The following is a 26,942-nucleotide window of genomic DNA, read 5'->3' on the forward strand; positions in this document are numbered from 1 at the left end:
GGCGAAACCTGGCCGGCGGGTGCCGACCAGGTTTCGTTGTTACAAACCGGTTGTCGCGCGCGCGGTGCAGGCGACCGGGCAGCGGCCTGCATCAGGCCTCTTCAAGCCGCGATTTGCGCACCGCGATGTTGAAGATCAGCACGCCGACCACTGCCTTGGCCACCAGATCGGCCAGCGTATAGCCGACCTGGATCGTGGTCGTGGCATCGGGACCGCTCAGGTGCACATAAGGTGCCATATAGACGATGGGATAGAACCCCCAGCTGGCAAAAGTCAGCAGGCGTGCCTGCTTGACCAGACCCTTGACGGCTTCGGGCTGACGTTCGATCGAGGCACCAAGTCCGCTGAACAGTTGCCATACGATGTATACGAACGGGACCGCCGACAACGTGCCCCACAAGGCGCGGGTCGGAATGTCGCTGGCGATTTCGCCGGGATAGCCCAGCACGATCATCAGTGCTGCTGCCGAACCCAGGGTCAAGGCCTTGCGGCTGGTTTCGGCTGCGTCGAGCCGCATCACCAGCACCAGTTCAACCAGCAGCAACGGCACGGTCAGCAGCCAGTCGACATAGCGATAGGCGTCGTTGAAGGCATAGCCGGTAACCGCGACCACGCCGTTCTTCACATCGAACGCCGCTTCCCAGCTGTTGAAAATCCGCAAATAGTGATAGGCGGCGATGAAAGTAACCAGCCCGGATACGGTTACCGCGGTGCGATAATTGCGCGAAAATTCCGAACGTCCCAGCCACAAAAACAGAGTCGTGGCAGCCATTGCTGCAAAAGTGAATGAAAATGCATTATAAATAAGCGAATATTGAAATAGGGTTATGCCCTGCATATACCATCTCTGTGGCAAACTTTAGATATGACATACGACTGTCGATTTAATCACGATTACACCTGTTCTGAATGGCGACAACATGAACTTTTGTGCCACGGGTCTGCGACCAAACCGGCCGGTGCGCCGTGCCGCGCCGGATTTGCGGCGTATTTGCGCCGTCTGACAGATGTCCGGGCCTTGGGCCGGCCGGATCGTCCGTGCCCGATGATCCGCGTCGTTGCCCTGCCTTTTCGTGCAAGGCGGGCCGTGCGGGTTCAGGCACCGCGTCTGCGAAGCGGCTTGACGCTACGGCATGCTGAATGCCGGTGGTACGTGGCGCAAATCGCTGAAATGCGGGCTTGATGGGCCGTGCAACTCGCCTTAACCTCTCGCTTAAGATCACGCCGCGGCCTGATCAGGCGAGAGGAACCCGTAATGACCGATCTGGACACTTTCCGCGCGGAGATCCGCGCCTGGCTTGAAGCCAATTGCCCCGCCGAGATGCGCAAGCCGGTGCAGGACGAGGACGATGTGTGCTGGGGCGGCCGCAATTTCGTGTTCAAAAGCGCGGCACAGAAGCAGTGGCTCGATGTCTGCGTGGCCAAGGGCTATACCGTGCCCGACTGGCCGCAGGCCTATGGCGGCGCGGGGATGAACCCGGCGCAGGCCAAGATCTGGCGCGAAGAACTGGCACGGATCGGCGGACGTCCGCCGCTGTCGAGCTTTGGCATCTGGATGTTGGGCCCCGCGCTGCTGAAATTCGGCACCGAAGACCAGAAAGTGCACTATCTGGGCCAGATTGCGCGCGGTGAAATCCGCTGGTGCCAGGGGTATTCCGAGCCGGGTTCCGGGTCCGACCTGGTCAGTTTGCAGACCTTTGGCGAGGATCGGGGCGATCACTGGGTGGTCAACGGGCAAAAGATCTGGACCAGCTATGCCAACAAGGCCGACTGGATTTTCTGCCTGGTGCGCACGGACAAGGCGAACAAGTACCAGGGCATCAGTTTCCTGCTGTTCGACATGACCACGCCCGGGGTTTCGACCAGGCCGATCAAGCTGATCAGCGGCAATTCGCCGTTCTGCGAAACCTTTTTCGACAATGTGGTCGTGCCCAAGGCGCAGATCGTGGGCGAATTGAACCGCGGCTGGGATGTTGCGAAATACCTGCTGGGCCACGAGCGCGAGATGATTTCGGGCGCGGGCGGGGGTGAGCGGCTCAACGCGATCGGTGCGGTGGTCAACCGCCAGGGCGGCATCGACAATCCGGTGCTGCGTGCCGATCTTGCGCTGTTCGATATCGATGCTCTGGCCTTTGCGGCAATGGGCGAAAAGTTCCTCGACGAAGCCAAAGTGGGCAAAGCCCACCCGGCGCAGCCCAACATGATGAAATATTCGGGCACCGAACTGAACAAGCGGCGGCACGAACTGCTGATGGCGGCCGGCGGATCGACCGCGCTGGAATGGGACAGCGCCGAAACGCGCGGCGGTGCGCCTTCGCGCGGGTGGCTGCGGACCAAGGCCAATTCGATCGAAGGCGGCACCAGCGAAGTGATGCTGAACGTGGTTGCCAAGCGCATCCTCGATCTGCCCGGCGCCTAGCAGTGTCAGGGTTCGCGTCCGCCGCGGCGGACGCGAACCCTGACACCACGACAATTCCTGATTTTGCGGAGGGCGAAATGCCGCTGTACCATACCGAAGACCAGGCCATGCTGGCCGAAACCGTCACCGGCTTCATCGCCGACGAAGGCGCGATCAAGGCGCAATTGCGGCGTCTGCGCGATGCCGACGATGCGGCCGGCTATGACCCGAAGCTGTGGAAACAGTTTGCCGAAATGGGCCTGACCGGAATTTGCGTGGCCGAGACCGATGGCGGTCTGGGGCTGGGCCATGTCGAAGCGGGGATCGTGCTGCGCGAAGTGGGCCGCAATCTGACCCCGTCGCCGTTTCTTTCAACCGCGGTGATCGGCGCAACCGCGCTGGCACATGCATCGGACGATCTGAAGGGGCGCTATTTGCCGGGGATCGTTGCGGGTGACAGCGTGCTGGCCCTGGCGCTGGACGAAGGTGCCAAGCACCGGCCCGAACGCATCGCGGTCAAGGCCGAACGCGCGGGCAACGGCTTTCGCCTGACCGGCAGGAAGGACTTTGTGGTCTACGGCGCGACTGCCGATGCGCTGATCGTGGCGGCACGCACTTCGGGCAGCGATCGCGATGCCGACGGCGTGACGCTGTTTGCGGTGCCGCGCGATGCCGCAGGCATCGGCCACAATGCGGTGCGGCTGGTCGACAGTTCGATCGCCAGCCACGTCACCTTTGACGGGGTCGAAATCGACGGCGGCACGGTGATCGGCGAAGTCGATGGCGGGCGCGCGCTGCTGAACACCGTGCTCAACGCCGGGCGGATCGGCGCCGCTGCGGAATTGACCGGGGTGGGCAGCGGGGCCTTTGCGATCACCACCGCCTATCTGAAAGTGCGCAAGCAGTTCGGCAAACTGATCGGCGAATTCCAGGCCCTGCAACACCGCGCCGCGCATCTTTATGCCGAACTCGAAATTGCCGATGCCGCGGTGATCAAGGCGCAGCAATTGCTCGACGGCGGATCGGCGCAGGCCGATCTGATGGTCAGTGTGGCCAAGGCCAAGGCGACCATGGCCACCAACCTGGCGGTGCGCGAAGGCGTGCAGATGCACGGCGGCGTCGGCATGACCGACGAATACGACATCGGCCTGTACATGAAGCGCGACCGTGCGCTCGCCGAATTCCTTGGCGATGCCAGCTATCACGCCGACCGCGTTGCCACGCTGTCGGGCTATTGAGGACCAGATCGATGGATTTTGCAAAGCTGTTCAGCCTTGAAGGCCGCGTTGCGGTTGTAACCGGCGGGTCGCGCGGGATCGGCGCGATGATTGCCGAGGGCTTTCTCGATGCCGGGTGCGCGCGCGTCTATATCACTGCGCGCAAGGCCGAAGTGGTGGCCGAAACCGCCGCGCGGCTGGGCGATCGCTGCATCGCGCTGCCGGGGGATATTTCCACCACCGCGGGGATCGAGGCGCTGGTCGAGGATCTGGCCACGCGCGAAAGCAAGCTCGACATCCTGGTCAACAACGCCGGTGTGGCATGGGGCGCCGATTTCGAAGTCTTTCCCGAAATGGGTTGGGACAAGGTGATGAACCTGAACGTCAAGACACCGTTTTTCCTGACGCAGCAGCTGTTGCCGCTGCTCAAGGCGGCGGCGGTCGATCACCCGGCCAAGGTCATCAATATCGCCTCGATCGACGGACTGCGGATCAATCCGTGGGAAACCTATTCTTACCAGGCGTCAAAGGCCGCGGTTGTCCACCTGACCAAGCGCATGGCCGCGCGGCTGATCCGCGACAATATCGTGGCCAGCTGTATCTGCCCCGGCGCGTTTCCGTCGGAAATGAACAAGGCGGCCAAGCTTGCACCCGAAAAGTCGGCTGCGGGCATCCCTTCGCGCCGCGTCGGCACGATCGAAGACATGGCAGGCGGCGCGATCTATCTTGCCAGCCGCGCCGGCGACTATGTGGTGGGCACGCCGCTGCCGATCGACGGCGGTATCGTCAACGGCTGGATCCCGTCCGAATTCACCGATCCGTCGGGGCATTGAACCTGCGTTGGTGATGACACGTCTGTCGCGGTGACAGTGCGCGCCGACCTCCTGCCCTGTCGGGGCAGGGGGTCGGTACCACAGTCACAGCGGCCTGATGGTGATCAGCCACAGATCGGGCGGCGCATTGAGCCGCAGCGGCGGTATCGTGGCCGCACCCAGGCCGGCGGTGACCACGATGGTATAGCCCGGCGTCTGCACCAGCCCGCAACGGAACCGCGGTTCATAGCGCTGTTCCCAGTGCAGATAATCGAACGAGTTGTCGAAGCCGGGAAACACGATCTGGCCGCAATGGGTATGCCCGGCCAGCACCAGCGGCACCGCCGACGGCACGGTCGATGGTCCCGGCGGGGCATGGGTCATGATCACGGGCAGGCCGCCAAGGCGCTGTGCCTCGTCCATCAGCGGGGCCATGTCCCACGCATCCATCCGGTCCATCTCCACCCCGATCAGCGCGATCGGCCCGACGCGCGCCGCATGGTTGCGCAGCACCGTGACGCCGGCGCGCCGCAACGCGGCCACCACCGTGTCGGGCGCGGTTGCGGTGTCATGATTGCCCAGCATGGCAAAGGTGCCCAGCGGCGTATGCAGACGTGACAAGGGGCCGACCATGTCCCACGGCCGGAAATCGCGGTTGTGCGGGGCATAGCCATTGACCAGGTCGCCGGCGATCAGCACCGCATCGGGGCGCAGCGCGTTGATCTGGGTGACGATCCGTTGCAGCCGCGCAGGCGGCATCGCCGCATTGCCGATATGGATGTCGGAGATCAGCACCACGCGCAATGGTGGCGTGCCATGCGGCAGACGCGCGGTGACAAACGTGGCCTGGCGCACCACCGGATCGGACCGTGCCTCGCGCCAGCCGATCACCACCAGCGCGGTCAGGGCCAGCAGCAGGCCTGCGGCAAGGATGCGGCGATAGGGTCGCATGGGCTTGGTGGGGGGTCCGATCGGCGGGATAGGCGCCAGCATTGTCCGGCGCGTCAGTCGCGCGTCAATTGCCTTACAAAATCGATCAGACCGGTCTGGCGCTTTCGCCGCATGCGTTCGGCAGCCAGGATCTGGCGCACTTTTTCAAAACAGGTTTCGACATCGTCGTTGACCACGACATAGTCGTACGCGTCCCAGTGGCTGATTTCGGCCTGCGCACGTGCCATGCGGGCACCGATCACCTCCTGGCTGTCGGTGCCGCGCCCTTCCAGACGGCGGCGCAGTTCGTCCAGGCTTGGCGGCAGGATGAACACGCGCACCACGTCGGCCTCGGCCTTCTGATGCAATTGCTGCGTACCCTGCCAGTCGATATCGAACAGGAAATCCTGCCCCAGTTTCAATCCGGTGCGGATCTGTCCCTTGGGCGTGCCATAGCTGTTGCCGAAGACATGGGCCCATTCATAGAATTCGTTCGTGTCGACCATGCGGTCGAATTCGGCCTGCGAAATGAAGTGATAATCGCGCCCGTCGATTTCGCCGGGGCGGATCGGCCGAGTCGTGGCCGATACCGACAGCCCCAGTTCGGGTTCCGCCTCAAGCAATTTGCGCGCAATCGTGGTCTTGCCCGCCCCCGAAGGCGACGACAGGATGAACATCAGCCCGCGCCGGTGCAGCGCGTCGTTCGAAACGTGATCTTGGGTCATCCGCGCAAGTGGCAAACCACAGGGGTCAAGGTCAAGCGGTGTTATCATCGTCGGGCGCGGGCAGGGCGGCCCGGCCTTGTGGCTTGCGCGCCTGGCGGCGGTCGCGCAACGCCTTGGCCAGCAATCCGCCCCCGACCAGAATGGCGCCGGGCACCGAGCGGCGCGCGACTTCGGCGATGACGGTGCCAACCACGGTCTCTTTCAGTGTAGCGCCGCGAATCACCCGGCCGCCTTTCGCCGGTTTGCCCCCCAGCAGCCCGCGTTCCACCCCGCGCCGCATCAGGGTCTGGCCCGCGCGCAGCGCAAGATCGGCCGCAATCACTGACAACAACGGCGAAAGCAACGGGGGCTTGCCGTGGTCCGGCCCGGAGTCGGCCGGTGTGGCGGCGGGTTGCTTCTTTTTGAAAAACGCCATGGCCCGATCCTTGTTGCGGCCCCGGCAGCGCTATTTCTTGCGGCCGAAATCCACCGTTACCACATTCGATCCGTCATCGGCAGTGGCCGCCGGCGTGTCGGGGGTGTCGTTTTCGGCATCTTCGTGCAGATCTTCGTCAAGGTCACCGGCCGCCTGGAACTGCAGGCCGAAATCGACCGCCGGATCGACAAATGCAGTGATCGCGCTGAACGGAATGACCAGGGTCGACGGGATCTGGCTGAACGACAGACCCACCGAAAAACCGGTATCGGTAACTTTCAGATCCCAGAACTTGTTTTGCAGGACGATCGTCATTTCATCGGGAAAGCGTTCCTTCAGACGGGTCGGGATCGAAACCCCCGGCGCCGCAGTCTTGAAGGTTATATAGAAGTGATGCGTTCCGGGCAGCATGCCGCCCGAACTTTCCACCTGGCCCAGCACGCGGCCGACCACGGCGCGCAGCGCCTCCTGCACGATTTCGTCATAGGGGATCAGGCTGTCGGGCGCTTCACTCATAAGTCAGGGAAATGACGCCACCGGGCGCAAGGGTCAAGCACCGAATAGGGGTTGCCGGACAAGTTCGTGCGCGGTGTGGCCCGAAATCGCAGATGGACGATTTTTTGACAAAAACCCGTTCCCGTTTTTTGCGCATCGGCTTTATAGGCGCTTTCCATGCGCATCGCCACAATCGCCCGCACCACCGCCGAAACCGATATTGCCGTCACGGTCAATCTGGACGGCACCGGTACCTATGAGGTGTCGACCGGGATCGGGTTTCTCGATCACATGGTCGAACAGTTCAGCCGTCATTCGCTGATCGATGTTGCGCTGCGTGTTCGCGGCGATCTGCACGTCGATCAGCACCACACCTGCGAAGACAGCGCGATTGCGCTGGGCCAGGCGATCCATCAGGCGCTGGGCGACAAAAAGGGCATCGCCCGTTATGGCGAGGCGCACGCCCCCATGGACGAAGCGCTGGCGCGGGTCGCGCTCGATATTTCAGGTCGTCCGATCCTGGTGTGGAACGCCATGTTTACCCAGCCGCGCCTGGGCGAAATGGACACCGAACTGTTCGAACACTGGTTCCAGTCGGTGTCGCAGGCCGCAGGGATCACGCTGCACATCGCGTGTCTGTATGGCAGCAACAACCATCACGTGATCGAAGGCATCTACAAGGGTTTTGCCCGCGCGATGCGGCAGGCTGTCGCGATCGATCCGCGCAAGGGCGATGCCATCCCTTCGACCAAGGGTCAGCTGGGTGGCTGAGGTCACCGCGCTGATCGATTACGGCGCGGGCAATTTGCGGTCGGTCGCCAATGCCTTGCGCGCGGCGGGCGGCGATGGCGTGGTGGTGACGGCCGATCCCGCCCTGGTGCGCACCGCCGACCGCATCGTCTTGCCCGGCGTCGGCGCGTTCCGCGCCTGTGTCGACGCGCTGCGCGCGGTGCCCGGACTGGTCGAGGCGATGACCGAGCGGGTGCAGTCGGGCGGGGTGCCGTTTCTGGGCATCTGCGTCGGCATGCAACTGCTGGCGACGCGCGGTATCGAATTCGGCGTAACCGATGGCCTTGACTGGATCGGCGGCGAAGTGCGGCGGATCGAACCGGCCGAAGCCACGATCAAGGTGCCGCATATGGGCTGGAACGATGTGGCGCCCCATGGCGGCAGCCTGATCGTGCCGGGCGAGGCTTATTTCCTGCATTCCTATCACTTCGTGCCGGATCAGGCGTCGGACATCGCCGCGATCACCGATCATGGCGGGGGCCTGGTGGCCGCCGTGGCGCGCGACACGGTGCTTGGGGTCCAGTTCCATCCCGAAAAGAGCCAGGACTACGGGCTGGCGCTGCTCGCCCGTTTTCTCGGCTGGAAACCTTGAAAGAAGGCCCGGCATGATCGTTTTTCCCGCCATCGATCTTAAAGGGGGCGAAGTCGTGCGCCTGGCCGAAGGCGACATGGCGCGCGCCACCGTCTATGGCGATGATCCCGCCGCACAGGCACGGCTGTTTGCCGAACAGGGCAGCCGGCACCTGCACGTGGTCGATCTTGATGGCGCGTTCGCGGGCGAGGCGCGCAACCGCGCAGCGGTCGAGGCGATCCTGTTGGCGTTTCCAGGGCACGTCCAGCTGGGCGGCGGCATCCGCAATGCGGTTGCGGTCGATGGTTGGTTCGACCTTGGCGTGTCGCGCGTGGTGATCGGCACGGCCGCGCTCAACGATCCGCAATTTGTCAAGGACATGGCCGCGGCCTATCCGGGCGGGATCGTCGTGGCGGTCGATGCACGCGGCGGCATGGTTGCCACCCACGGCTGGGCCGAAGTGTCCGATGTCACGATCGCCGACATGGCGCGCCGGTTCGAAGATGCGGGTGTCGCCTCGATCCTGTTTACCGATGTCGGCCGCGACGGCCTGCTCAAAGGCTGCAATATCGATGCCACGGTCGATCTGGCGCGCGCGACGCGGCTGCCGGTGATCGCCAGCGGCGGGGTCAAGGGGCTGGACGATATCCGCCTGCTGAAAATCCACGAAACCGATGGTATCGAAGGGGTGATCACCGGCCGCGCGCTGTATGACGGGCGGCTCGATCTGGCGGCCGCGATCGCCATGGCCGAACGCCGGTGACGGTCCGCGTCCGCGTCATTCCCTGTCTTGATGTGGCCGAAGGCCGCGTGGTCAAGGGGGTGAACTTTGTCGATCTGCGCGATGCCGGCGATCCGGTCGAACAGGCGCGCGCCTATGACCGGGCGGGCGCCGACGAATTGTGCTTTCTCGACATTTCGGCCACGCACGAAGGCCGCGGCACGCTGCTCGACGTGGTCGCGCGCACGGCAGAGGTGTGTTTCATGCCACTGACCGTGGGCGGCGGGGTGCGCGAAGTGGCCGATGCGCGCGCGCTGTTGCTGGCCGGTGCGGACAAAGTGGCGGTCAATTCGGCCGCGGTGGCGCGGCCCGAACTGGTGCGCGACATTGCCGAAAAGTTTGGCGCGCAATGCGTGGTCGGCTCGGTCGATGCGCGTCGCACCGGGCCCGGCCGCTGGGAAATCTTCAGCCATGGCGGGCGTCGGCCTACCGGGATCGACGCGCTGGCCCATGCGGTGCGGCTGTCCGATCTGGGGGCGGGCGAATTGCTGGTTACGTCGATGGATGGGGATGGCACGCAGGGCGGGTATGATCTGGCGTTGACCCGCGCGATTGCCGATGCGGTGCCGGTGCCGGTGGTCGCCAGCGGCGGGGTCGGCACACTCGATCATCTGATCGCGGGCGTTGTCGAAGGGCATGCCAGCGCGGTGCTGGCCGCTTCGATCTTCCATTTCGGCACCTACACGATTGCCCAGGCGCATGCGGCTCTGCGCGCGGCGGGCCTGCCCGCGCGCGGCTGAAACGCGTTTCCACCTGGTTGCGCACCCGTGCCGGATCGGGACTCGCGCGAATGCCGACCCGGGACGGCGTTGGCGAATCGGCGGGGCAGGCCTAGGCGGTCGGCATGACCTTGCGCATCACCACCCTGTTGCTCGTCGTGTTCGCATTGGCAGGATCACAGGCCTGGGCGGTGCCCGTCACCGGCGGCGCGACAGTGGATGAACCCGCAGCCCTGGTGCTGTTGGCGCTGGGTGTTGCCGGGCTCGTGATCGGACGCCACGTGGCCAAACGCCGCGATTGAGCGCGGCATCGGGCTAAAACCGGATCGTCGGGCCAAGCGCCAACGCAAAAAGCACGGTTGCAGCCGGACCCAGCACCAGCAAGGCCGTGTTGCGCGCGATGATAAAGCGGCGGCCTTCTCCGGCCCCCCTTGCGCCAAAGCCGATTGTGATAAGCCCGGCGATTGCGCCAAGCGATGATGCCAGCGCCGACGTCAGAATGATCTCAAGCCCTTTGGGATTGAGCAGGCTTGCGACCAGAGCGGCCAGACCAAACGCGGCATAGTATCCCAGCGCGATCGTCCGGCGCGTACCCCGCGTGGCAGAACCGGGGCCGATCATGGCGGTCATCGTGCGCTGACCCACCGCAATCAACGTGACATAGATGATCAGCCCGGTGCCGGCAAAGGCGCCCCGCCACAGCAAGGGGTAGGGCAGGGGCGCCAGACCACCATCGCCGTCCGGTCCAAGATCGCCAAGGCCCAGAATGCCTGAAAACATCAGGTAGCCTGCCGCCTCAAACCCGCAACCGAGCCAGCAGAACCAGGTGATCAGGCGGGCCATATCGGTGCGGCACGCGCGCCAGATCCGATAGAACACGACCGCCAGTACCGCGTCGGTCGCAGGCCCCGCCACGGCGACCATGCGCCGGGCCATTGCCGTGGCACTGGTGCAGTCGACGTAGAAGCTGCCGATCTCGTTCAGCGCGCCGTGCGTCGCCAGGCAGGCCGCGGCGTGCCCGCCGACTTCGTGCGCCAGCGTCAGCGCCGGCATCAGCAGCCACGCTATCGCGCAAATCGTCGGCAGGTCAGCATGGCATGCCCGGCGCGCGTCGTTGCCCGCAATATCGGACATTGTCACGCCACCATCGCGTCTGCGGCCAGCCATGCGATGCATCCAGCGCCGAAAGCGGCATCGGGCCCCGGACCAGTGTGCTCGGTCGGGATGATCCCGAACCACCTGCCATCGGATGATTGGGCCGCAATTGCACCCAAGACGACGATCCCCCCAGCGTGCATGCCTGCCCCCCTTGCCAGGGTGCAAGCGTACCAATCCGCCGGGGGGCGGCCCAGACCTTTTTGAACACGTCCGCCGCCGATCAGGCCGGCGCGCGCCGGGCCTTGATCCGGGGTGCCAGGCCCGGATCAGGGTTCGCATCGGCACCGGTTGCGTCTTACCAGATTTTGACGCGGTCTTCGGGCTTGAGATACATCTTGCTGGTCGGGCTGGGTGAAAAGGCCTTGTACCAGGCATCGCTGTTGCGCACTTCCCACACGCGGAATTCACCCGGCGAATGCGGATCGGTCAGCAGGCGCTGGCGCAGCGCTTCATCGCGGTGCTTGATCCGCCACACTTGCGCATAGCCCAGGTAGAACCGCTGATCCCCGGTCAGGCCGTTGATCACCGGCGCCGGCTTTCCGCCCAGCGACTTGTGATAGGCATCATAGGCGATGGCCAGCCCCGCCAGATCGGCGCTGTTTTCACCCAGCGTAAGTTTGCCCTGAATGTGCTGCCCCGGCAGCGGTTCATAGGCGTCGTACTGCTTGGCAAGCTTGGCCTCGGCGGTGTTGAAGGCGGCAATGTCGCTGTCGGTCCACCACTTGGTCAGCTTGCCCGATTTGTCGAACTTGGCGCCCTGGTCGTCGAAATGGTGGCTCAATTCGTGGCCGATGACCACGCCGATACCGCCATAGTTGATCGCCGGGTCGGCCTTGGGGTCAAAGAACGGCGGCTGCAGGATCGCCGCGGGAAACACGATTTCGACCATGCCGAAATTGGCATAGGCGTTGATCGTCATCGGGGTCATGCCCCATTCCCAGCGATAGAGCGGCTTGCCCAGCTTGCCCACGTTGTAGGCAAATTCGAACTGGCGGCTGCGCAGGGCATTGCCGAACAGGTCATCGCGGCGGATATCAAGCCCTGTGTAATCGCGCCATTGCGTGGGATAGCCGATCTTGGGTGTAAACGCGGCCAGCTTTTCATGCGCTTTGGCCTTGGTCGGCGCCGCCATCCAGTCCAGCTTGTCGATGCGGGTGCCCATCGCATCGATGATGTTGTGGACCAGTGCATCGGCCGCCTGCTTGGTCTCGGGCGGGAAATACTTGGCAACATAGATCTTGCCGACATCTTCGCCCAGGATGCCGCTGGTAAACGACACCGCGCGGCGCCAGCGCTCTTCGCGCTCGGGCGTTCCGTTCAACGTGGTGCCGTTGAAAGCAAAGCTTTCCTTGGCAAAGGCTTCGGGCAGAAAATTGGCATAACCGTCAAGACTGCGCAGCAGCAGCATGTCCTTCAACACGCCAAGATCGGCGCCTTCGATCAGCTTGGCCTCGGCGGTAAACGCCGAAGGCTGGGCCACCAGCACATATTGCGGCGCCAGGCCGACCGATTTGAACATTGCGGCAAAGTCGAAGCCGGGTGCGGCGCTGGCCAGCTGTGCCATGGTCATCCGGTTATAGGTCTTGTCGGCGTCGCGGCTGTCGATGCGCGTCCAGTGGGCCTGGGCAATCTGTGTTTCCAGCGCCATCACCGCCTGCGCGCGGGCCGTGCCATTGGCCTCACCCGCCAGATCGAACAGCCTGGCCAGATGCGCCACATATTTGCTGCGCGTCTCGGCCATCTTGGCGCTGTCCAGCAGATAGTAATCGCGATCGGGCAGGCCGATCCCGCCTTGCGCCAGGTTGATTACATAGGTCTCGGGATCCTTGTCATCCTGCCCGACGCGGAACCGGAACGGGCCAGCCACGCCGTTGCGCGCGGCTTGTCCGACCAGTGCCGCATAGCCGGCCTTGTCCGACAGCGCCTTGATCTGGTCCAGCCAGGGCCGGATCGGCGCCAGGCCGCGCGCTTCGACCGTGGCCAGGTCAAGATAGCTGGCATAGGCATTGCCGATGCGGCTGGCCGGATTGGTCAGTTCGGCCTTCAGGATTTCTTGCGTGCGCAGCTTTGACAGATCGTCGAGCACGGTGAACATGCCATAATCGGCCTTGTCCGACGGGATCTCCGTGGCTTTCAACCAGCCGCCATTGGCATAATCAAAGAAATTGTCGCCCGGGGCCACCGTGGTGTCCATGCCTGCGGTGTCAAACCCGAACGTGCCGTAGGTCGGTTTCGCCGAGGCCGCGGTATCGGCCGGCGCCGATTGGGCCAACAGCGATGCCGGGGTCGCCAGTATCGTACCGGCCAGCGCGGTAAGAAGGATCCTGCGCATATAAAGCCAACTCCCTGAGCCTTGAAAAATTTGGAGTGGTTTCGTTCGAAACCGGTGCCTCGTCAATCGGCCTGCCTGTCGTTTGTCGACGCCTGTTGTCGGTTGGTAGGCGCATCTGTGCCGCTGGTCTGCAATGGACGCGCGCCGCCCCTGCCATTGCCGGTCCTGCGCGACCACCTTCACGCTTGACGATAGCGGGTCGGGCCGCCATGCCGCAAGCCTATGGACCACGCCGATATTCTCGCCCGTCTGGAGGCAGTCATTGCCGACCGGATCGGCGGCGATGCAGATGCCAGCTATGTCGCGCGCCTGCACGCCAAGGGTCTGGGCAAAATCGCACAGAAACTGGGTGAAGAGGCAACCGAAACGGTGATCGCCGCGCTGACCGGCAGTGCGGCCGAACTGACCGGAGAGGCGGCCGATCTGCTGTTTCATCTGATGGTGCTGTTGCGCGCACGCGACGTGGCGTTTGATGACGTGCTGGCCGAACTGGCGCGGCGCGAAGGCACCTCGGGAATTGTCGAAAAAGCAGGCAGGAGATCCTGATCATGGCCGTCGACGCCACGCAAGCCTATGACGATCAGAACATTTTCGCCAGGATCCTGCGCGGCGAAATCCCGTCACGCACCGTCTATCAGGATGACTGGGCGCTGGCGTTCCACGATATCAACCCCCAGGCGCCGACGCATATCCTGGTCATCCCGAAAGGCGCCTATGTCAGTTGGGACGATTTTTCGGCCCGCGCGACCGAGGCTGAAATTGCCGGCTTTGTCCGCGCGGTGGGCCATGTCGCGCGTGAAGCGGGGCTGGTCGCCCCGGGCTATCGCCTGTTGGCCAACACCGGCACCGACAGCCATCAGGAAGTGCCGCATCTGCACGTGCACCTGTTCGCCGGGCGCCCGCTCGGCCCGATGCTGGCGCGCTGATCGGGGCTTTTTTACGATTGTGGCCTTGCCCCCGACTCCTGCGAACGGTTACTGAAGCGTTCATGCTTGCCCCGTTACCTCAAACCGGCTGTTTCGACGGCGCGCGGCATCTTTTTGCCGTCAGGGTCTATTTCGAAGATACCGACCTGTCGGGGGTGGTCTATCATGCCAACTACTTGCGCTGGTTCGAACGCGCCCGGTCCGACATGCTGCGGCTGGCCGGGATCGACCAGCGTGCGGCGCACGACGCGGGCGAAGGGGCCTATGCGGTGACAGACCTGACCTTGCGGTATCTGCGGCCTGCCCGGCTGGACGATGCGGTGGCGGTGATCAGCCGCGTGGCCGAGGTGTCGCCGGCCACCTGCCGGCTGGACCAGCAGGCCTGGCGCGGCGAAGAACTGTTGTGCAGTGCGGGGGTGCGGGTGGCGTTTGTTGCGCCCAGCGGGCGGCCGCGGCGTCAGCCGGCGCCGTGGGTTGCCGCGTTTCGCGCGCTGCTGGAAGAATAAGGGTTTTCAGGATGGATGTTTGCGCATGATGCTCCAAGTGCTTGCCGCCGCCGGTGCGATCGGCGCACCCACCCGGCTCAACCCGGTCGAACTGTTCCTGCACGCCGATATCGTGGTCGAAGGCGTGATCGGCGGGCTGCTGTTCGCATCGATCTGGGTGTGGATGATCATTGTCGGCTTTGTCCTGCGGATCTGGACGACGGGCAGGCGGTGCCGCGCCTATGAAGACGGCTTCTGGAATGCGCGCGATATCGACGCCTATCAGAAGGAACAGGGCAAGAAGGACATTCCGACCGCGCGCGTGGTGACCGCGGCGCTGGCCGAATGGCGCCGTTCGACCGCGGGCAAGACGATCGATCGCGAAGGCACGCGCCAGCGTCTGGCGCAGGCGATGGACAGCGCGGTGACCGAAGAGGCGGACCGGCTGGCGCGGCGGCTGAACTTTCTTGCCACGGTCGGTTCGGTTGCGCCGTTTGTCGGGCTGTTCGGAACCGTGTGGGGCGTGATGGACAGTTTCTTTCGCATTGGCGCGATGCAGAATTCGTCGCTGGCGGTGGTAGCCCCCGGCATTTCCGAAGCGCTGTTCGCCACGGCCATCGGGCTGTTCGCGGCGATTCCGGCAGTCGTTGCCTACAACCGCTTTTCATACCGGGTCAGTGCGTTCGAAACCGGCCTGTTCCGCTTTGCCGACCGGTTTCACGGCACGCTCAGCCGCGAGCTTGAACAGTAATGGCGATGAACCTGGCCTCTGGCGGTGGCGGCCGGCGCCGGCGCGGGCGTGGGCGCGGCGCGCCGATGTCCGAAATCAATGTGACGCCGCTGGTCGATGTCATGCTGGTGCTGCTGATCATCTTCATGGTCACCGCGCCGATGCTGACCGCGGGCGTGCCGATCGACCTGCCCAACTCCAAGGCCGAAGCCTTGAAGGAACAGCCGCATGCGATCACCATCAGCATGGACGGGCAGGGCCGCGTGTTTCTTGATCAACAGGAACTGGCGCCCGGCGAACTGGGCGACCGGCTGGGCGCAGCGGCGCGAGAAGCGGGCGACAAGCCGCCGCTGGTCACGCTGCGCGCGGATCGGCATCTGGATTATGGCCGGGTGGTTGCGGTGATGGGCGAATTGAACGCGGCCGGGTTCAAGACGATCTCGCTGGTCACCAACGGTTCAGTTGAAGCGCCCTAGGCGAACACGGCAATGCGGACACGAACCCCCTTTGGCTTGACCGGTGAAGAGGCGCTGGGGCTGTTTGTGGCGATCGCCGCGCATATCGCGCTGATCGTCGCACTGGTCTTGTCGCCGCTGGGGCGCAAAGTGCAGCCCCCGCCGCAGCGCATGACCGTGTCGCTGTCGGATACGGTGGCCGATCAGGCGACTTCGCCCAAGCCCGACGCGCAGGCTGCGCCCGATCTGGCGCCCGAGCTGGGCGAACCCGATCATGCCGACCAGCCCCTGCCGCCTGCGCCCCAACCGGTGGCCACGCCCGAGCCCCGGCCTGTGCCGAAACCCGCGCCCCGGCCCGAACCCAAACCCGAGCCAAAGCCGGTGCCCAGGCCTGTCGCAAAGCCCGAGCCCAAGCCCGAACCGAAACCCGTGGCCAAACCCGAGCCCAAGCCGAAGCCGGTTGCCAAAGTCGAACACAAGGTCGAGCCGAAGGTCGAAGCCAAGGCGGCATCCAAAGCCAGACCCGACGCCAAGGCCAAACCCGAGGCAAAGCCCGAAGCAAGGCCCGCAGGCGGTGACCCGCGCGCGCATCCGCACCCGGCCAAGCCGGCGGGTGGCAGCAAGATCGATTCCAACTTTCTGGCCGGTCTTCCCGGTTCGACCACACCCGGCACCGACAAAGTGTCGCCGGGCAACAAGGTTGCCACGGTCTCGGCCGCCGATGTCCGCAGTGCCATTTCGCGTCAGCTCAAGCCGCACTGGACGGCTCCGCAGGGTGCCGATGCCGAAAAGCTGGTGACAATCATCGCTTTCACACTCAATTCCGATGGTACGCTGGCCGGTACGCCCGAATTGTATGCGCAATCGGGCGTCACCGATGCCAACCGGCCCCAGGCGCAGCGCCACGTCGAACTGGCCATTCGGGCGGTCAAACTGGCCGCGCCGTTCAAGCTGCCGGCAGACGTTTACAGCCATTTTCACAAGTTCACGGCCAAATTTGACCGCCAGCTTTCGCAATAGGATGATCCAACCGATGCCTTATCATGGCCAGTCCGACGGGGCGCGCCGCAACGGTCTCAAATGGCTGCCGCTGGCTGCTGCGCTGTCGCTGCTTTTGGCGCCTGCGCACGGCGTGGCGCAAGTCCAGCCCGTGCCGCCGTCTGCGGCGCCTGCGGGCAGCACCGGCGATCAGCAGGTTCTGGACGTCACCGTTACCGACGACAGCGCGTGGCGCGATCTGGGCATCGCCATTCCGACCTTCCCCACCGACCATGCGGTGGCAACCGGTGCCGATGGCGGCAATACCGAGGCACTGGGGCGCAATCTGGCGCGGGTCGTGTTCAGCGATCTGAAGGACAATGGTCTGTTCAAGCCGACCGGGCCCGACGCCTTGCCCGGTATCGGCTATGCCGAAGTGGCCGCGCCCGCGTTTGCCGGGTGGCGTTCGCGTTCGGCCGAAATGCTGGTGCAGGGTTTCGTCAAGGCAGGGGCCGACGGGCAACTGACCGTGGGCTGCTATCTCTATGACGTGGCACTGGGCAAGGAACTGGCGCGGCAGGGCTATGTGGTCAAACCGACCGAATGGCGCCGCGCCGCGCACAAATGCGCCGACATGGTCTATTCGCGGCTGTCGGGGGAAAGCCCGTTCTTTGATTCCAAGATTGCCTATATCGCCGAAACCGGGCCCAAGGATCACCGGCGCAAGCAACTGGCGATCATGGATTCCGATGGCGCCAACCACCGCTTCATCACCAGCGGTCAGGCCACCGCGCTGACCCCGCGCTATTCGCCCGATTATCGGCAGATCGCCTATCTCAGCTATGTCGACGGGCGCCCGCGCATCTATGTCTATGATATCGGCACCGGGCACCAGCATCTGGTGACCGAGGCCAAAGGGCCGACGTTTGCGCCGCGCTGGTCGCCCGATGGCAAATATATCCTCTATTCGATGGCGCTGGCGGGCAACACCGACATCTATCGCGTGTCCGCCACCGGCGGCACCTCGGTCCGGCTGACCAACACGCCCGGGATCAATATCGGCGGCAGCTATTCGCCCGACGGCAGCCGGATCGTGTTCGAAAGCGATCGCGGCGGCACGCAGCAGGTCTATGTGATGAATGCCGACGGATCGGGCCAGCACCGCATCACCTTTTTCGGCGGGCGCGCGGCCACCCCGGAATGGAGCCCGCGCGGCGACCAGATCGCGTTCACCTGCATCTGCGGCAACCTGCGTATTGCGGTGATGGACCCCGCCGGCCACAATCGCCGCTTTCTGACCGACAGCTGGCAGGATGAAGCGCCGACGTGGTCGCCAAACGGCCGGATCGTCCAGTTTTTCCGCACCGAACGCGGCACCGGGCGCAGCAGCATCTGGCAGGTCGATCTGACCGGACGCAAGGAACGCCGCCTTAAAACGCCGGTTGATGCGTCAGATCCCGCCTGGGGCCCGGTCCTGCCGTAATCGTCCGGAACGGTTCGATTATGGTTTCCGTTTGAATTTTGTCAGCGGGCGTTGCACGCTTTATCCTCGAATGACCAAGGAGCTTTCTGCCATGTCGCCCAATCGCATTGCCATCGTTTCGCTGCTGCTGGGCGCTGCCAGCCTGGCCGGATGCGCGCACACGCCCAAGGAATTGCCGCCGCAGCCGGTCGGCGCCAGCACCACGACCCAGGCCGGGCCGCCGATGCCGCCCACGCCGGCGCAGCCGGCAGGTCCTGTGCCCGGCAGCCAGGCCGATTTCCTGGCCTCGGTGATTTCCGATACGATCCACTTTGATCTCGACAAATACGGCATCGATGGCGAAAGCCAGGGCATCTTGCGCAGCCAGGCGCAATGGCTGGCGCGCTATGCCGGCAAATCGATCACGATCGAAGGCCATTGCGACGAACGCGGCACGCGCGAATACAACCTGGCGCTGGGCGAACGTCGCGCCAACGCGGCCAAGAACTATCTGATTTCGCTGGGGGTTGATGGCGGACGGATCCAGACCGTCAGCTATGGCAAGGAACGTCCGGTGGCGCTGGGGTCGGACGAAGCCGCCTGGGCCAAAAACCGTCGCGCGGTAACCATTACGGTCAATTGACCCGGCGGTTTGCCGAAAATTTTCGGCCCGGGGCGCGATTGCGGCCCGGGCCGTCCCTTTTTGCCCCACCTGCGGCTTGACCTTTGGCGCCGGGTTGGGCTTGGTTTTCGGCATGGCGCGGCACACACGATCAAACGACTGGGGATTCCCGCGGTGGCGCGGATATAGCGGCGGTCGGGAGGCCAAGCCGATCCGCATGTGCGACCGCGCGGGCTGTGACCAGCCGGGCAATTGCCCGGCGCCCAAATCGCCCAACACCCCCGATCGCTGGTATTTCTGCCCCGTCCACGCGGCCGAATACAACGCCGGGTGGAACTATTTCGAAGGTCTCGACAAGGAAGAGGCCGCCGCGCGCGAACGCGCAGAAAGCACCGAATCATCCGGATACCGTCAGGCCTCGTGGGCCGAATGGGGCGGGTCGGGTGACGGCACGCGCAGCCGCGACGAAATGCGTGCGCTCGAAGTGCTCGAACTTGACAGCGATGCCGATTTCGACGCCGTGCGCAAGGCATGGCGCACGCGTGCCAAGCTGGTCCACCCGGATGTGCGCCCCGGCGATGCCGAGGCCGCCACCGAATTCCAGCGCCTGCAACTGGCTTATGAAGTGCTGCGCGCCGCAGAAGAGCGACGCTCGTGGAAAGGCTATTCCAGCGGGGCCTGACCGATGTCCGACAGCAGTTGCGCATCGAGCAAAGCCGCCACGCGGGCCGCATCGGGAAAACCTTCGGCAATCCATGCCGCTTCGACAGCCCGCAAAATTCGCGCGACATCGGGCCCGGCATGGACCCCGCGCCCAACGATGGCGCCGCCTTTCAGGGGAAAGGCCGGGGGCGTCCAATCGCGCAGCAGCGCGCAATCCGCCCCTGACAGCAGCAGCCGGTCGCGCGCCTCGGTCAGACCCAGGCGATAGGCCAGCCCGCGCGGGTCGTGTGCATCGTCGGGGTGGCGTGCGGCCATCTGCGACAGCCGTTTTTTCTGCGCCGCCGACAGCCGCAGCCGCGCGGCCACCGCCTCGGCCAGCGGCGGGTCGGCCGGCAGCAGCGCACCCAGCCGGCGCAAGGCATCGGGGGCCACGTCCGCGCGCTGTTCGGCGGCGATCAGTGCGGGCAATCGGGCAGGATCGCCTTCGGGCAGGATCTGCGCCAGCACGCCAAGCTGTGCCATGCGCGTCACGGTCGGTGCCGGATCGGCAAGCGCCAGCAACCGCACCAGTTCCCAGCCCACGCGTTCACGCGACAGGCCTTTCAGCCCCCGGGCCAGCGTGGCGCAGGCGGTCTCGGCCGCGGCATCGGCGGGCAGCGAACCAAAGCGCGCCTGAAACCGGAAATAGCGCAAGATGCGCAGGTAATCCTCGCGGATGCGCAGTTCGGCATCGCCGATAAAGCGCACGCGGTGCGCCGCCAGATCGTCAAGCCCACCGAAAAAGTCGGTGATCTGCAAGGTCTGCGGATCGGCATAGAGTGCGTTGATGGTGAAATCGCGGCGGCTGCCGTCTTCACGCCAGTCGTCCGAAAAGGCGACCGTGGCGTGGCGTCCGTCGGTGGACACATCGCGGCGCAAGGTGGTGATTTCGACCGGCCCACCGGCCAGCACCGCGGTGACCGTGCCATGGGCAATGCCGGTCGGCACCGCGCGGATCTCCACCGCAATCAGCCGTTCCATCACGGCATCGGGCAACAGGCGCGTGGCCATGTCGATGTCCTTGACCGCCATGCCCGCCAGCGTGTCGCGCACCGCGCCGCCGACCCACCGGCACAGGCCTTCGCCCCGCGGATCGAGTGCTGCGACAAGGGCGGCAAGGTCTGCGCGCCGTGTCCAGTCGGCCTGGGGAAGGGAGGCTTGCATCATGATGCCGCGTGCCAGGCGATGCGCGCCGAAAGATTGGCGATGATCCCGCCGGTCACGCCCCAGATGCGATGGCCCGCCCACAGGATTTCGACATATTCACCCGATCGGCCATCCCAGTGTGCGGTGTGGCGCTGCTGGTTGGCGCTGTCGAGGATATAGCCGAACGGCGGTTCGAACCATTGCGCCACTTCGCCCGGATTGGGGGTGATCGCGATATCGCCGGGCACCACCGCCACCACCGGGGTGATGTCATATCCGGTGCCGGTCTGAAACCTGTCGCTGGTGCCGACCACGCGCACGCGCGCGGGATCGATGCCCAGTTCTTCGTGCGCCTCGCGCAGTGCAGCCTCGATCGGGGTCTCGCCCGGATCGATCTTGCCCCCGGGGAACGCCGCCTGCCCGGGATGGGCGCGCATCGTGGTCGGGCGCTGGATCATCAGCACACCAGGACCGTCGGGATGGCCGGGCCGGTCGGTCACCGCGATCAGCACCGCAGCCGCGCGCAGCGTCATGCCCACAGGCGGGCGCCAGTCGCGCCATTGCGGTATCGATGCCAGCGCGTGCCCCGATGCCAGCAGTTGCGACAACCGATCGAACAGTGCCTGGGTCATGCGGGCAACAGGCTGTAACGCACGCCGCCACTGTCCACCGCCAGCGCGTCGGGCGCTGACAGGGTCAGTGCATGGTCGATCAATTGCGCATAGGTGCTGCGGTTGAGCCGTGCCTCGGTCCCGTGGCGCACGCCGATATAGAACGCCGGGACATCGGGGGTGCCGGCGATACGAAAGGCGTGGTCGGGGCCGGCCAGCACCAGATCGTCGGTGTTCAGCCGGAATGCGAGCATGGTCCGGCCCTCGTCATCGCGACGCACCTGCATGTCGGTCGCGACAAAGGCGGCATCGTCGACCGCGATCGTCAGCTTTTCAAACGGAGTCAGCAGGTAATGCTGCCCGTCGCTGTCGCGCAGCAGCAGCGCCGAAAACGCGCGCACCATCGCCGGCCGGGTGATCCGCCCGCCATCGTGCCACCAGGTGCCATCGGCGGCGATGCGCATCAGGCTGTCGCCGGTCTGTGCCGGGGTCCATTGGTCGATCGGCGGCAGGCGGCGCAAGGCCACGGCCTCGGCCATCTGGGCCAAGCTCAATCCGGCAAGTTCGGGGGGCGGTTCATAGGGCACCAACCTCCCGTGCCAGATCAGGTCAGCCGCGCCAAGGGCCAAGCATGCCCTGTTGGGGCAAGATTGCCGGATTGGCCGTGCGGCACAGCAGGCGATGTCGCTCGAACGGTCCGGGCAAGTCCCAGCCGCCGGTATGCGTGTTGGCAAACCCGAAAAAGCGCCCGTAATAATCGGGATCGCCGATCAGCACCTGCGGCAATGGCGCACGCGGGTCGATCGCGGTCATGCTGGCGGTGACAAGCGCCTGGCCATAGCCGCGCCCCTGTTGCGAGGGCAGCACTGCCACCGGCCCGACCATGATCATCGGATGCCGGCGCCCCTCGGGATCGGTCAGCGCGACCGGCCAGCACTGGATCGTGCCCGCCAGCAGTTCATGGTCGTCCAGCGCGGCAAACGACAGGCCTGGCAGGAATTCGCAGCCTTCGCGCAGCCGGTATGCGGTGCGCTGGTGGCGCTCGGGCTCGAACGCGGTGTCGAGCAGCGTCTCGACCAGATCGGGATCGACATCGGCAAGCGGGATGATCGTGGACAAAACTTCGGACTTTCTGGTCAATCAGGCTGCGTCGCCGATAGCGGCCCGGTCAGCTTTCGGCAAAGGCAAACGGGGCCGACACACGGCGATAATCATCGGGCAGGATTTCGCGGCCCAGCGGCGGTTCGGCCCGTGCGGTGCATTCGGCGCGGTTGCACAGCCGGCAGGTCATGCCGATCGGCGTGGGCACCGCGGTGGCGGCCGCGCCCTGGGCATAGATCAGCCGGGGGGCGTGTTCGGCGGCGCAGGCCAGCGCGATCGCGCGCAGCACAATTGGCCGGTCGTGCGCGCCGCCGCCCGAGGTGACCGTGCGGACAATCGAAAAGAACCGCTGGCCATCGGGCAGGTCGAGCCACTGCGTCAGGACTTCGCCGGGGGTGCGAAACGCCTGGTGCAGGTTCCACAACGGACACCCCCCGCCGTGCGCGGCAAATGGAAAACCCGCGCCATCGAGCCGTTTTGACACATTGCCCGCCGCATCGACCCGGATGAAAAAGAACGGCACCCCCTGCTGCCCGACGCGGCCCAGCGTGGTCAGGCGGTGCGCCACTTGTTCAAAGCTGGTGCCAAACACCCCGGCCAGCGCCTCGATATCATAGGCGCGCGCCTCGACCGCGCGGGCAAACCTGTCATAGGGCATGATCGTGGCCGACGCCGCATAACCGGCCAGCGCGCGGCGCACCAGTTGCGCCGCGGTCGGGCTGGCAAAGCTTTCGCCGCGCACCAGTTCGGCAATGTCTGAACGCATCGCGGTATAGGCTATGTGCAGCGCGATCTGCCATTGCCGCGCGGTGGCGGGCAGGATGTCGTCGATCAGCAATTGATCGCCATGCCGGTCATAGCGGCGCAACGCGCCCATCATCACGTCACCTGGCAGAAACCGCAACCGCACGCCCCGTTCGCGCAGCCACTCGGTCTGCCCGCCGGCACGCGCCACTTCGTCAGCCAGCGTTTCGGCGCGGGCATCAAGCGCGGGAAAATGGTTGCGCGCGCGCGCGATAAACCGCCGCGCTTCGCCGATCGCGTCGGCGGCAGGATCGCCGGGCACGCCTTCGCGCAGCCCCGCCAGCGCCTGTTGTTCGCGCGCATAGGCGCCATGCAGGCGCAACATCGCCTCGGCCACGCCCGGAAAGCTGGTGGCGATATCGGCAATTTCCAGCGTGGTCAGATCGATTTCGGCAAAAATCGGGTCTTTCAGCATCGCCAGCAGCCGCTGCGCGTAATCGTCGCGTTCGTCAGCGGCCAGTTCGTGCATGTCGAGCTTGTAGGTGCGCGCCAGCCGCAGCAGCACATCGGCGGTCAGCGGCCGCTGGTTGCGCTCGATCAGCGCGACATAGCTTGGTGAAATGTCCAGATCCTCGGCCATTGCCGCCTGGGTCAGGCCCAGTTCGCGGCGCAACCGTTTGATCCGGGGGCCAAGATAGAGCGGGCGGGCATCGGCCATGGGGGGCTCCGTACAGGACTGCACAACTGTACAAGCATTTTTTGTAAAGTTTGACAACAAGACTTCGCCAGGGGTGCCGCATGGCGGTTGGGCGCTCTAGTCCGCGTTCGTACCCCGGCCACGCCGGACCGACACGACCAACGGGACGACCACACCATGACCTATTCGCAGACCATCATCGAGGCCCGCAAGGCCATCGCCACCTTTGGCGGCAACTGGGACGGCATCGAGGCGGAAAGTGCTGCGCGCATGCGTCTGCAGAACCGGTTTCGCACCGGTCTCGACATCGCACGCCATACCGCCAGGATCATGCGCGCCGACATGGCTGCCTATGACGCCGACCCGTCGCAGTACACGCAGTCGCTGGGCTGCTGGCACGGGTTCATCGGTCAGCAGAAGCTGATTTCGATCAAGAAGCACTTTGGCACAACCAAGGGCCGGTATCTGTACCTGTCGGGGTGGATGGTCGCGGCCTTGCGCAGCGAATTCGGCCCGTTGCCCGACCAGTCGATGCACGAAAAGACCAGCGTGCCCGCGCTGATCGCGGAGTTGTACACGTTTCTCAAGCAGGCCGATGCGCGCGAACTGGGCGGTCTGTTTCGTGAACTCGATGCGGCCAAGGCGGCCGGCGATGCGGTCAACACCCACCGCCTGCTGCACACGATCGACGCGTTTCAGACGCACGTGGTGCCGATCATCGCCGATATCGACGCCGGGTTCGGCAATGCCGAGGCAACGTACCTGTTGGCCAAGAAATTCATCGAGGCGGGCGCCTGCTGCATCCAGCTTGAAAACCAGGTGTCGGATGAAAAACAGTGCGGCCACCAGGACGGCAAGGTGACCGTTCCGCACGAAGACTTTCTCGCGAAAATCCGTGCGGTGCGGTACGCGTTTCTCGAACTGGGCGTCGACGATGGCGTGATCGTGGCGCGCACCGACTCGCTGGGCGCAGGGCTGACCAAGCAGATCGCCTATACCCGCAGCCCCGGCGACATCGCCGACCAGTACAACAGCTTTCTCGATTGCGAAGCGGTCGATCCGGCCAACCTGGGCAATGGCGATGTGCTGATTGCGCGCAATGGCACGCTGTTGCGGCCCAAGCGGCTGGCGTCAAACCTGTTCCAGTTCCGCGCCGGTACGGGTGAAGACCGCGTGGTGCTCGATTGCATCAACAGCCTGCAAAACGGTGCCGACCTGCTGTGGATCGAAACCGAAAAGCCGCATATCGGCCAGATTGCGGGCATGGTGAACCGCATCCGCGAAGTCGTGCCCCATGCCAAGCTGGTCTACAACAATTCGCCCAGCTTCAACTGGACTCTGAATTTCCGGCAGCAGGTCTATGACGTGTGGACCGGTGAAGGGCGCGACATGGCGGCCTATGACCGTGCGCGCCTGATGAGCGTGGAGTACGACGGCACCGATCTGGCCCACGAAGCCGATGAACGCATCCGCACGTTCCAGCGCGATGCCGCGCGCGAGGCGGGCATTTTCCACCACCTGATCACGCTGCCCACCTATCATACCGCAGCGCTCAGCACCGACAGCCTGGCCAAGGGCTATTTCGGCGAGGCGGGCATGCTGGCCTATGTCGAAGGCGTGCAGCGCCGCGAAATCCGCGAAGGTCTGGCCTGTGTCCGGCATCAGAACATGGCCGGATCGGACGTGGGCGACGATCACAAGGAATATTTCGCCGGTGATGCCGCGCTGAAGGCCGGCGGCGCGCACAACACCATGAACCAGTTTGCAGCGTAAGACAGGAGAGGCATTATGGCAGAACCCCAACGGGCCCGCGCGGTCCTTTCCACCGAAGATTTCAAGCTGATCCGTGAAGCCGTGCTCAGCCACCTGAAGCAGATCGAGGATTCGCCCGAATCGGTGAAATTCTCCAACCTCTATCACCGTCTCGGCAGCGCGCTGGGTCGGTAAAGCCCACGCTTGTCAGGGGGCGCACCATCGCCCTGCAGTGGCCGAACGGCGCTGCGGGGCGATGCCGTTCGCGGGTTGCGCCACGCTGCGCTGCCAGGTCGCGTCCGGTCTTTTTTCGCCTGTGATCAATACCTATCTTGCGAAAATGCAGCCAGATTCACCAATGCGCGCACAGGGTCAGGATGTTCACATGACCGCGACGGCGTCCAGTGCGGGCCTGCCGCGCCGTGGCGTTGTGATGATCGCGGTCCTTTACGGGCTGTTGTGCCACCTGGCCTTCGTTGCCGGCGTCGGCGCGATGATGGTTGTCCTGTTCAGCGGCATGACCTGGGGCCTTGGGCGGCTGGCCAGACCCTGGTCGTGGTTCGCCGATGCGCTGCTGCTGCTTCAATTTCCGCTGCTGCACAGTGCGTTGTTGTCGAAGCGCGGCGGCGCAGGGCTGCGGCGGCTTGCCCCTTCAAGCCTGGGCACGCCGCTTATGTCGACGACGTACGCGTTGATTGCCTCGGTGCAGACCGGGCTGCTGTTCCTGGGCTGGACGCCGGTCGGGCACGTGCTGTGGCAGGCCCGCGGTGCCACGCTGGTCGTGTTCGAAGTGGGTTATGGCGTGGCCTGGCTGTTGTTGCTCAAGGCCATTGTCGATGCCGGATTTGCATTGCAGACCGGCCTGCTGGGCTGGCGCGCGGTTGTTCGGGGGCGGCCGCCGGTTTACCCTTCCATGCCGACCCGCGGGCTGTTTCGGCTGATCCGGCAGCCGATCTATGTTGCGTTTGCGTTGACCTTGTGGACTGTGCCGACGATCACGCCCGATGGCCTGGTCGTTGCGGTCATTCTGACCGCATATTGTGTCATCGGCTCGATCATCAAAGAAGCCAGATTTGCGCGTCGATTTGGCGCGGCCTTTGCCAGATATCGCGCCGGCACGCCGTTCTGGTTTCCCCTTCCACGCCGCCGCGAAGGATGATCGCCAAAGGGCAGGGTGCAAATCGCCAAA

At 64.8% G+C, this 26,942-nt stretch carries 32 protein-coding genes; 20 read left to right on the top strand and 12 right to left on the bottom strand.

The features are described 5' to 3' along the window. Nucleotides 1-91: 91 nt before the first annotated feature. Nucleotides 92-838, bottom strand: coding sequence for a bacteriorhodopsin-like (locus G404_RS0109745; RefSeq protein ID WP_028640910.1), 747 nt, complete (start codon nt 836-838; stop codon nt 92-94). A gap of 417 nt (nt 839-1,255) precedes the next feature. On the opposite strand from G404_RS0109745, the gene G404_RS0109750 reads away from it, so the two are divergent. From G404_RS0109750 to G404_RS0109760, 3 genes are all read left to right on the top strand, one after another. Then, the gene (locus G404_RS0109750; RefSeq protein ID WP_028640911.1) at nt 1,256-2,419 is read left to right on the top strand and encodes an acyl-CoA dehydrogenase family protein; all 1,164 of its coding nucleotides are present in this window, start codon (nt 1,256-1,258) and stop codon (nt 2,417-2,419) included. Nucleotides 2,420-2,496: 77 nt separating this feature from the next. Then, nucleotides 2,497-3,636 (top strand): acyl-CoA dehydrogenase family protein, encoded by a 1,140-nt coding sequence (locus G404_RS0109755; RefSeq protein WP_028640912.1) that lies wholly within the window; start codon nt 2,497-2,499, stop codon nt 3,634-3,636. Between the two features lie 11 nt (nt 3,637-3,647). Further along, nucleotides 3,648-4,448 carry an SDR family oxidoreductase gene (locus G404_RS0109760; RefSeq protein WP_028640913.1) on the top strand — a complete coding sequence of 267 codons (801 nt, stop codon included), beginning with the start codon at nt 3,648-3,650 and terminating at the stop codon, nt 4,446-4,448. 84 nt (nt 4,449-4,532) lie between these two features. On the opposite strand, the gene G404_RS0109765 is transcribed toward G404_RS0109760, so the two are convergent. From G404_RS0109765 to G404_RS0109780, 4 genes are read right to left on the bottom strand one after another with little or no spacing between them, the layout of a single operon-like run. Then, nucleotides 4,533-5,420 (bottom strand): metallophosphoesterase, encoded by an 888-nt coding sequence (locus G404_RS0109765; protein WP_051280480.1) that lies wholly within the window; start codon nt 5,418-5,420, stop codon nt 4,533-4,535. 11 nt (nt 5,421-5,431) lie between these two features. Continuing rightward, a complete protein-coding gene (gmk, locus tag G404_RS0109770; RefSeq protein WP_028640915.1) occupies nt 5,432-6,082 on the bottom strand; it encodes a guanylate kinase in 651 nt (216 codons plus the stop codon). A gap of 31 nt (nt 6,083-6,113) precedes the next feature. After that, the gene (locus tag G404_RS19835) at nt 6,114-6,497 is read right to left on the bottom strand and encodes a hypothetical protein (RefSeq protein WP_051280483.1); all 384 of its coding nucleotides are present in this window, start codon (nt 6,495-6,497) and stop codon (nt 6,114-6,116) included. Between the two features lie 30 nt (nt 6,498-6,527). After that, nucleotides 6,528-7,013 (bottom strand): SspB family protein, encoded by a 486-nt coding sequence (locus G404_RS0109780; RefSeq protein ID WP_028640916.1) that lies wholly within the window; start codon nt 7,011-7,013, stop codon nt 6,528-6,530. Nucleotides 7,014-7,169: 156 nt separating this feature from the next. On the opposite strand from G404_RS0109780, the gene hisB reads away from it, so the two are divergent. From hisB to G404_RS20855, 5 genes are all read left to right on the top strand, one after another. Beyond that, entirely contained in the window at nt 7,170-7,763 is a 594-nt protein-coding gene (gene hisB / locus G404_RS0109785; protein WP_028640917.1) for an imidazoleglycerol-phosphate dehydratase HisB, read from the top strand. Beyond that, the gene (gene hisH / locus G404_RS0109790) at nt 7,756-8,373 is read left to right on the top strand and encodes an imidazole glycerol phosphate synthase subunit HisH (RefSeq protein WP_028640918.1); all 618 of its coding nucleotides are present in this window, start codon (nt 7,756-7,758) and stop codon (nt 8,371-8,373) included. Before hisB ends, hisH begins: the two co-directional genes overlap by 8 nt. A 13-nt stretch (nt 8,374-8,386) precedes the next feature. Next, on the top strand, nt 8,387-9,115 hold the full coding sequence (hisA, locus tag G404_RS0109795; protein WP_028640919.1) for a 1-(5-phosphoribosyl)-5-[(5-phosphoribosylamino)methylideneamino]imidazole-4-carboxamide isomerase: 729 nt from the start codon (nt 8,387-8,389) through the stop codon (nt 9,113-9,115). Then, the gene (hisF, locus tag G404_RS0109800; protein WP_028640920.1) at nt 9,112-9,873 is read left to right on the top strand and encodes an imidazole glycerol phosphate synthase subunit HisF; all 762 of its coding nucleotides are present in this window, start codon (nt 9,112-9,114) and stop codon (nt 9,871-9,873) included. Before hisA ends, hisF begins: the two co-directional genes overlap by 4 nt. Before the next feature lie 104 nt (nt 9,874-9,977). Beyond that, on the top strand, nt 9,978-10,154 hold the full coding sequence (locus G404_RS20855) for a hypothetical protein (RefSeq protein ID WP_245584478.1): 177 nt from the start codon (nt 9,978-9,980) through the stop codon (nt 10,152-10,154). 13 nt (nt 10,155-10,167) lie between these two features. Here G404_RS20855 and G404_RS0109810 read toward each other — a convergent pair whose 3' ends face one another. Together G404_RS0109810 and G404_RS0109820 are read right to left on the bottom strand one after the other, a co-directional pair. After that, nucleotides 10,168-11,019 carry a hypothetical protein gene (locus G404_RS0109810; RefSeq protein WP_156906263.1) on the bottom strand — a complete coding sequence of 284 codons (852 nt, stop codon included), beginning with the start codon at nt 11,017-11,019 and terminating at the stop codon, nt 10,168-10,170. A 286-nt stretch (nt 11,020-11,305) separates the two neighbouring features. Beyond that, entirely contained in the window at nt 11,306-13,342 is a 2,037-nt protein-coding gene (locus tag G404_RS0109820) for a M13 family metallopeptidase (protein ID WP_028640922.1), read from the bottom strand. 222 nt (nt 13,343-13,564) lie between these two features. Between G404_RS0109820 and G404_RS0109825 the strand changes: the two genes are divergently transcribed. The 9 genes from G404_RS0109825 (at nt 13,565) to G404_RS0109865 (ending at nt 19,682) form a co-directional block, all read left to right on the top strand. Continuing rightward, nucleotides 13,565-13,888, top strand: coding sequence for a phosphoribosyl-ATP diphosphatase (locus tag G404_RS0109825; RefSeq protein WP_028640923.1), 324 nt, complete (start codon nt 13,565-13,567; stop codon nt 13,886-13,888). Between the two features lie 2 nt (nt 13,889-13,890). Continuing rightward, nucleotides 13,891-14,268 carry a histidine triad nucleotide-binding protein gene (locus tag G404_RS0109830; protein ID WP_028640924.1) on the top strand — a complete coding sequence of 126 codons (378 nt, stop codon included), beginning with the start codon at nt 13,891-13,893 and terminating at the stop codon, nt 14,266-14,268. A 62-nt stretch (nt 14,269-14,330) separates the two neighbouring features. Further along, nucleotides 14,331-14,774 carry a YbgC/FadM family acyl-CoA thioesterase gene (locus G404_RS0109835; protein ID WP_028640925.1) on the top strand — a complete coding sequence of 148 codons (444 nt, stop codon included), beginning with the start codon at nt 14,331-14,333 and terminating at the stop codon, nt 14,772-14,774. Between the two features lie 25 nt (nt 14,775-14,799). Further along, nucleotides 14,800-15,504, top strand: coding sequence for a protein TolQ (tolQ, locus tag G404_RS0109840; RefSeq protein WP_028640926.1), 705 nt, complete (start codon nt 14,800-14,802; stop codon nt 15,502-15,504). Then, nucleotides 15,504-15,959, top strand: coding sequence for a protein TolR (gene tolR, locus G404_RS0109845; protein WP_028640927.1), 456 nt, complete (start codon nt 15,504-15,506; stop codon nt 15,957-15,959). Before tolQ ends, tolR begins: the two co-directional genes overlap by 1 nt. 12 nt (nt 15,960-15,971) lie before the next feature. After that, a complete protein-coding gene (locus G404_RS0109850) occupies nt 15,972-16,958 on the top strand; it encodes an NADH-quinone oxidoreductase subunit E (RefSeq protein ID WP_028640928.1) in 987 nt (328 codons plus the stop codon). 1 nt (nt 16,959) lies between these two features. Then, nucleotides 16,960-18,399 carry a Tol-Pal system beta propeller repeat protein TolB gene (gene tolB / locus G404_RS0109855; protein WP_245584479.1) on the top strand — a complete coding sequence of 480 codons (1,440 nt, stop codon included), beginning with the start codon at nt 16,960-16,962 and terminating at the stop codon, nt 18,397-18,399. A 91-nt stretch (nt 18,400-18,490) separates the two neighbouring features. Then, nucleotides 18,491-19,021, top strand: a complete 531-nt coding sequence (gene pal, locus G404_RS0109860) for a peptidoglycan-associated lipoprotein Pal (protein WP_028640930.1) — start codon at nt 18,491-18,493, stop codon at nt 19,019-19,021. A 112-nt stretch (nt 19,022-19,133) separates the two neighbouring features. After that, complete coding sequence (locus tag G404_RS0109865; RefSeq protein WP_028640931.1) at nt 19,134-19,682, top strand: J domain-containing protein; 549 nt, start codon at nt 19,134-19,136, stop codon at nt 19,680-19,682. On the opposite strand, the gene G404_RS0109870 is transcribed toward G404_RS0109865, so the two are convergent. Genes G404_RS0109870 through G404_RS0109890 form a run of 5 tightly spaced genes read right to left on the bottom strand, consistent with a single transcriptional unit; the run spans nt 19,664 to nt 24,022 of the window. Next, a complete protein-coding gene (locus G404_RS0109870; RefSeq protein WP_028640932.1) occupies nt 19,664-20,866 on the bottom strand; it encodes a CCA tRNA nucleotidyltransferase in 1,203 nt (400 codons plus the stop codon). The genes G404_RS0109865 and G404_RS0109870 overlap by 19 nt on opposite strands. Then, on the bottom strand, nt 20,866-21,480 hold the full coding sequence (locus G404_RS0109875) for an NUDIX hydrolase (protein WP_028640933.1): 615 nt from the start codon (nt 21,478-21,480) through the stop codon (nt 20,866-20,868). The genes G404_RS0109870 and G404_RS0109875 overlap by 1 nt, the downstream gene beginning before the upstream one ends. Next, the gene (locus G404_RS0109880; protein ID WP_028640934.1) at nt 21,477-22,046 is read right to left on the bottom strand and encodes a DUF1285 domain-containing protein; all 570 of its coding nucleotides are present in this window, start codon (nt 22,044-22,046) and stop codon (nt 21,477-21,479) included. Before G404_RS0109880 ends, G404_RS0109875 begins: the two co-directional genes overlap by 4 nt. 22 nt (nt 22,047-22,068) lie before the next feature. Further along, nucleotides 22,069-22,578 (bottom strand): GNAT family N-acetyltransferase, encoded by a 510-nt coding sequence (locus G404_RS0109885; protein WP_028640935.1) that lies wholly within the window; start codon nt 22,576-22,578, stop codon nt 22,069-22,071. Nucleotides 22,579-22,627: 49 nt separating this feature from the next. Further along, nucleotides 22,628-24,022 (bottom strand): helix-turn-helix domain-containing protein, encoded by a 1,395-nt coding sequence (locus G404_RS0109890; protein ID WP_028640936.1) that lies wholly within the window; start codon nt 24,020-24,022, stop codon nt 22,628-22,630. A 156-nt stretch (nt 24,023-24,178) separates the two neighbouring features. On the opposite strand from G404_RS0109890, the gene G404_RS0109895 reads away from it, so the two are divergent. The 3 genes from G404_RS0109895 (at nt 24,179) to G404_RS0109905 (ending at nt 26,912) form a co-directional block, all read left to right on the top strand. Further along, a complete protein-coding gene (locus G404_RS0109895; RefSeq protein ID WP_028640937.1) occupies nt 24,179-25,774 on the top strand; it encodes an isocitrate lyase in 1,596 nt (531 codons plus the stop codon). Nucleotides 25,775-25,789: 15 nt separating this feature from the next. After that, nucleotides 25,790-25,948: a hypothetical protein gene (locus tag G404_RS20610; RefSeq protein ID WP_169719698.1), complete on the top strand. Its 159-nt coding sequence runs from the start codon at nt 25,790-25,792 to the stop codon at nt 25,946-25,948. Nucleotides 25,949-26,138: 190 nt separating this feature from the next. Further along, a complete protein-coding gene (locus G404_RS0109905; RefSeq protein WP_036521040.1) occupies nt 26,139-26,912 on the top strand; it encodes a methyltransferase family protein in 774 nt (257 codons plus the stop codon). The last annotated feature ends 30 nt before the right edge of the window (nt 26,913-26,942 follow it).

It is taken from the genome of Novosphingobium acidiphilum DSM 19966 (assembly GCF_000429005.1).
In the GTDB taxonomy this organism is placed as follows: domain Bacteria; phylum Pseudomonadota; class Alphaproteobacteria; order Sphingomonadales; family Sphingomonadaceae; genus Novosphingobium; species Novosphingobium acidiphilum.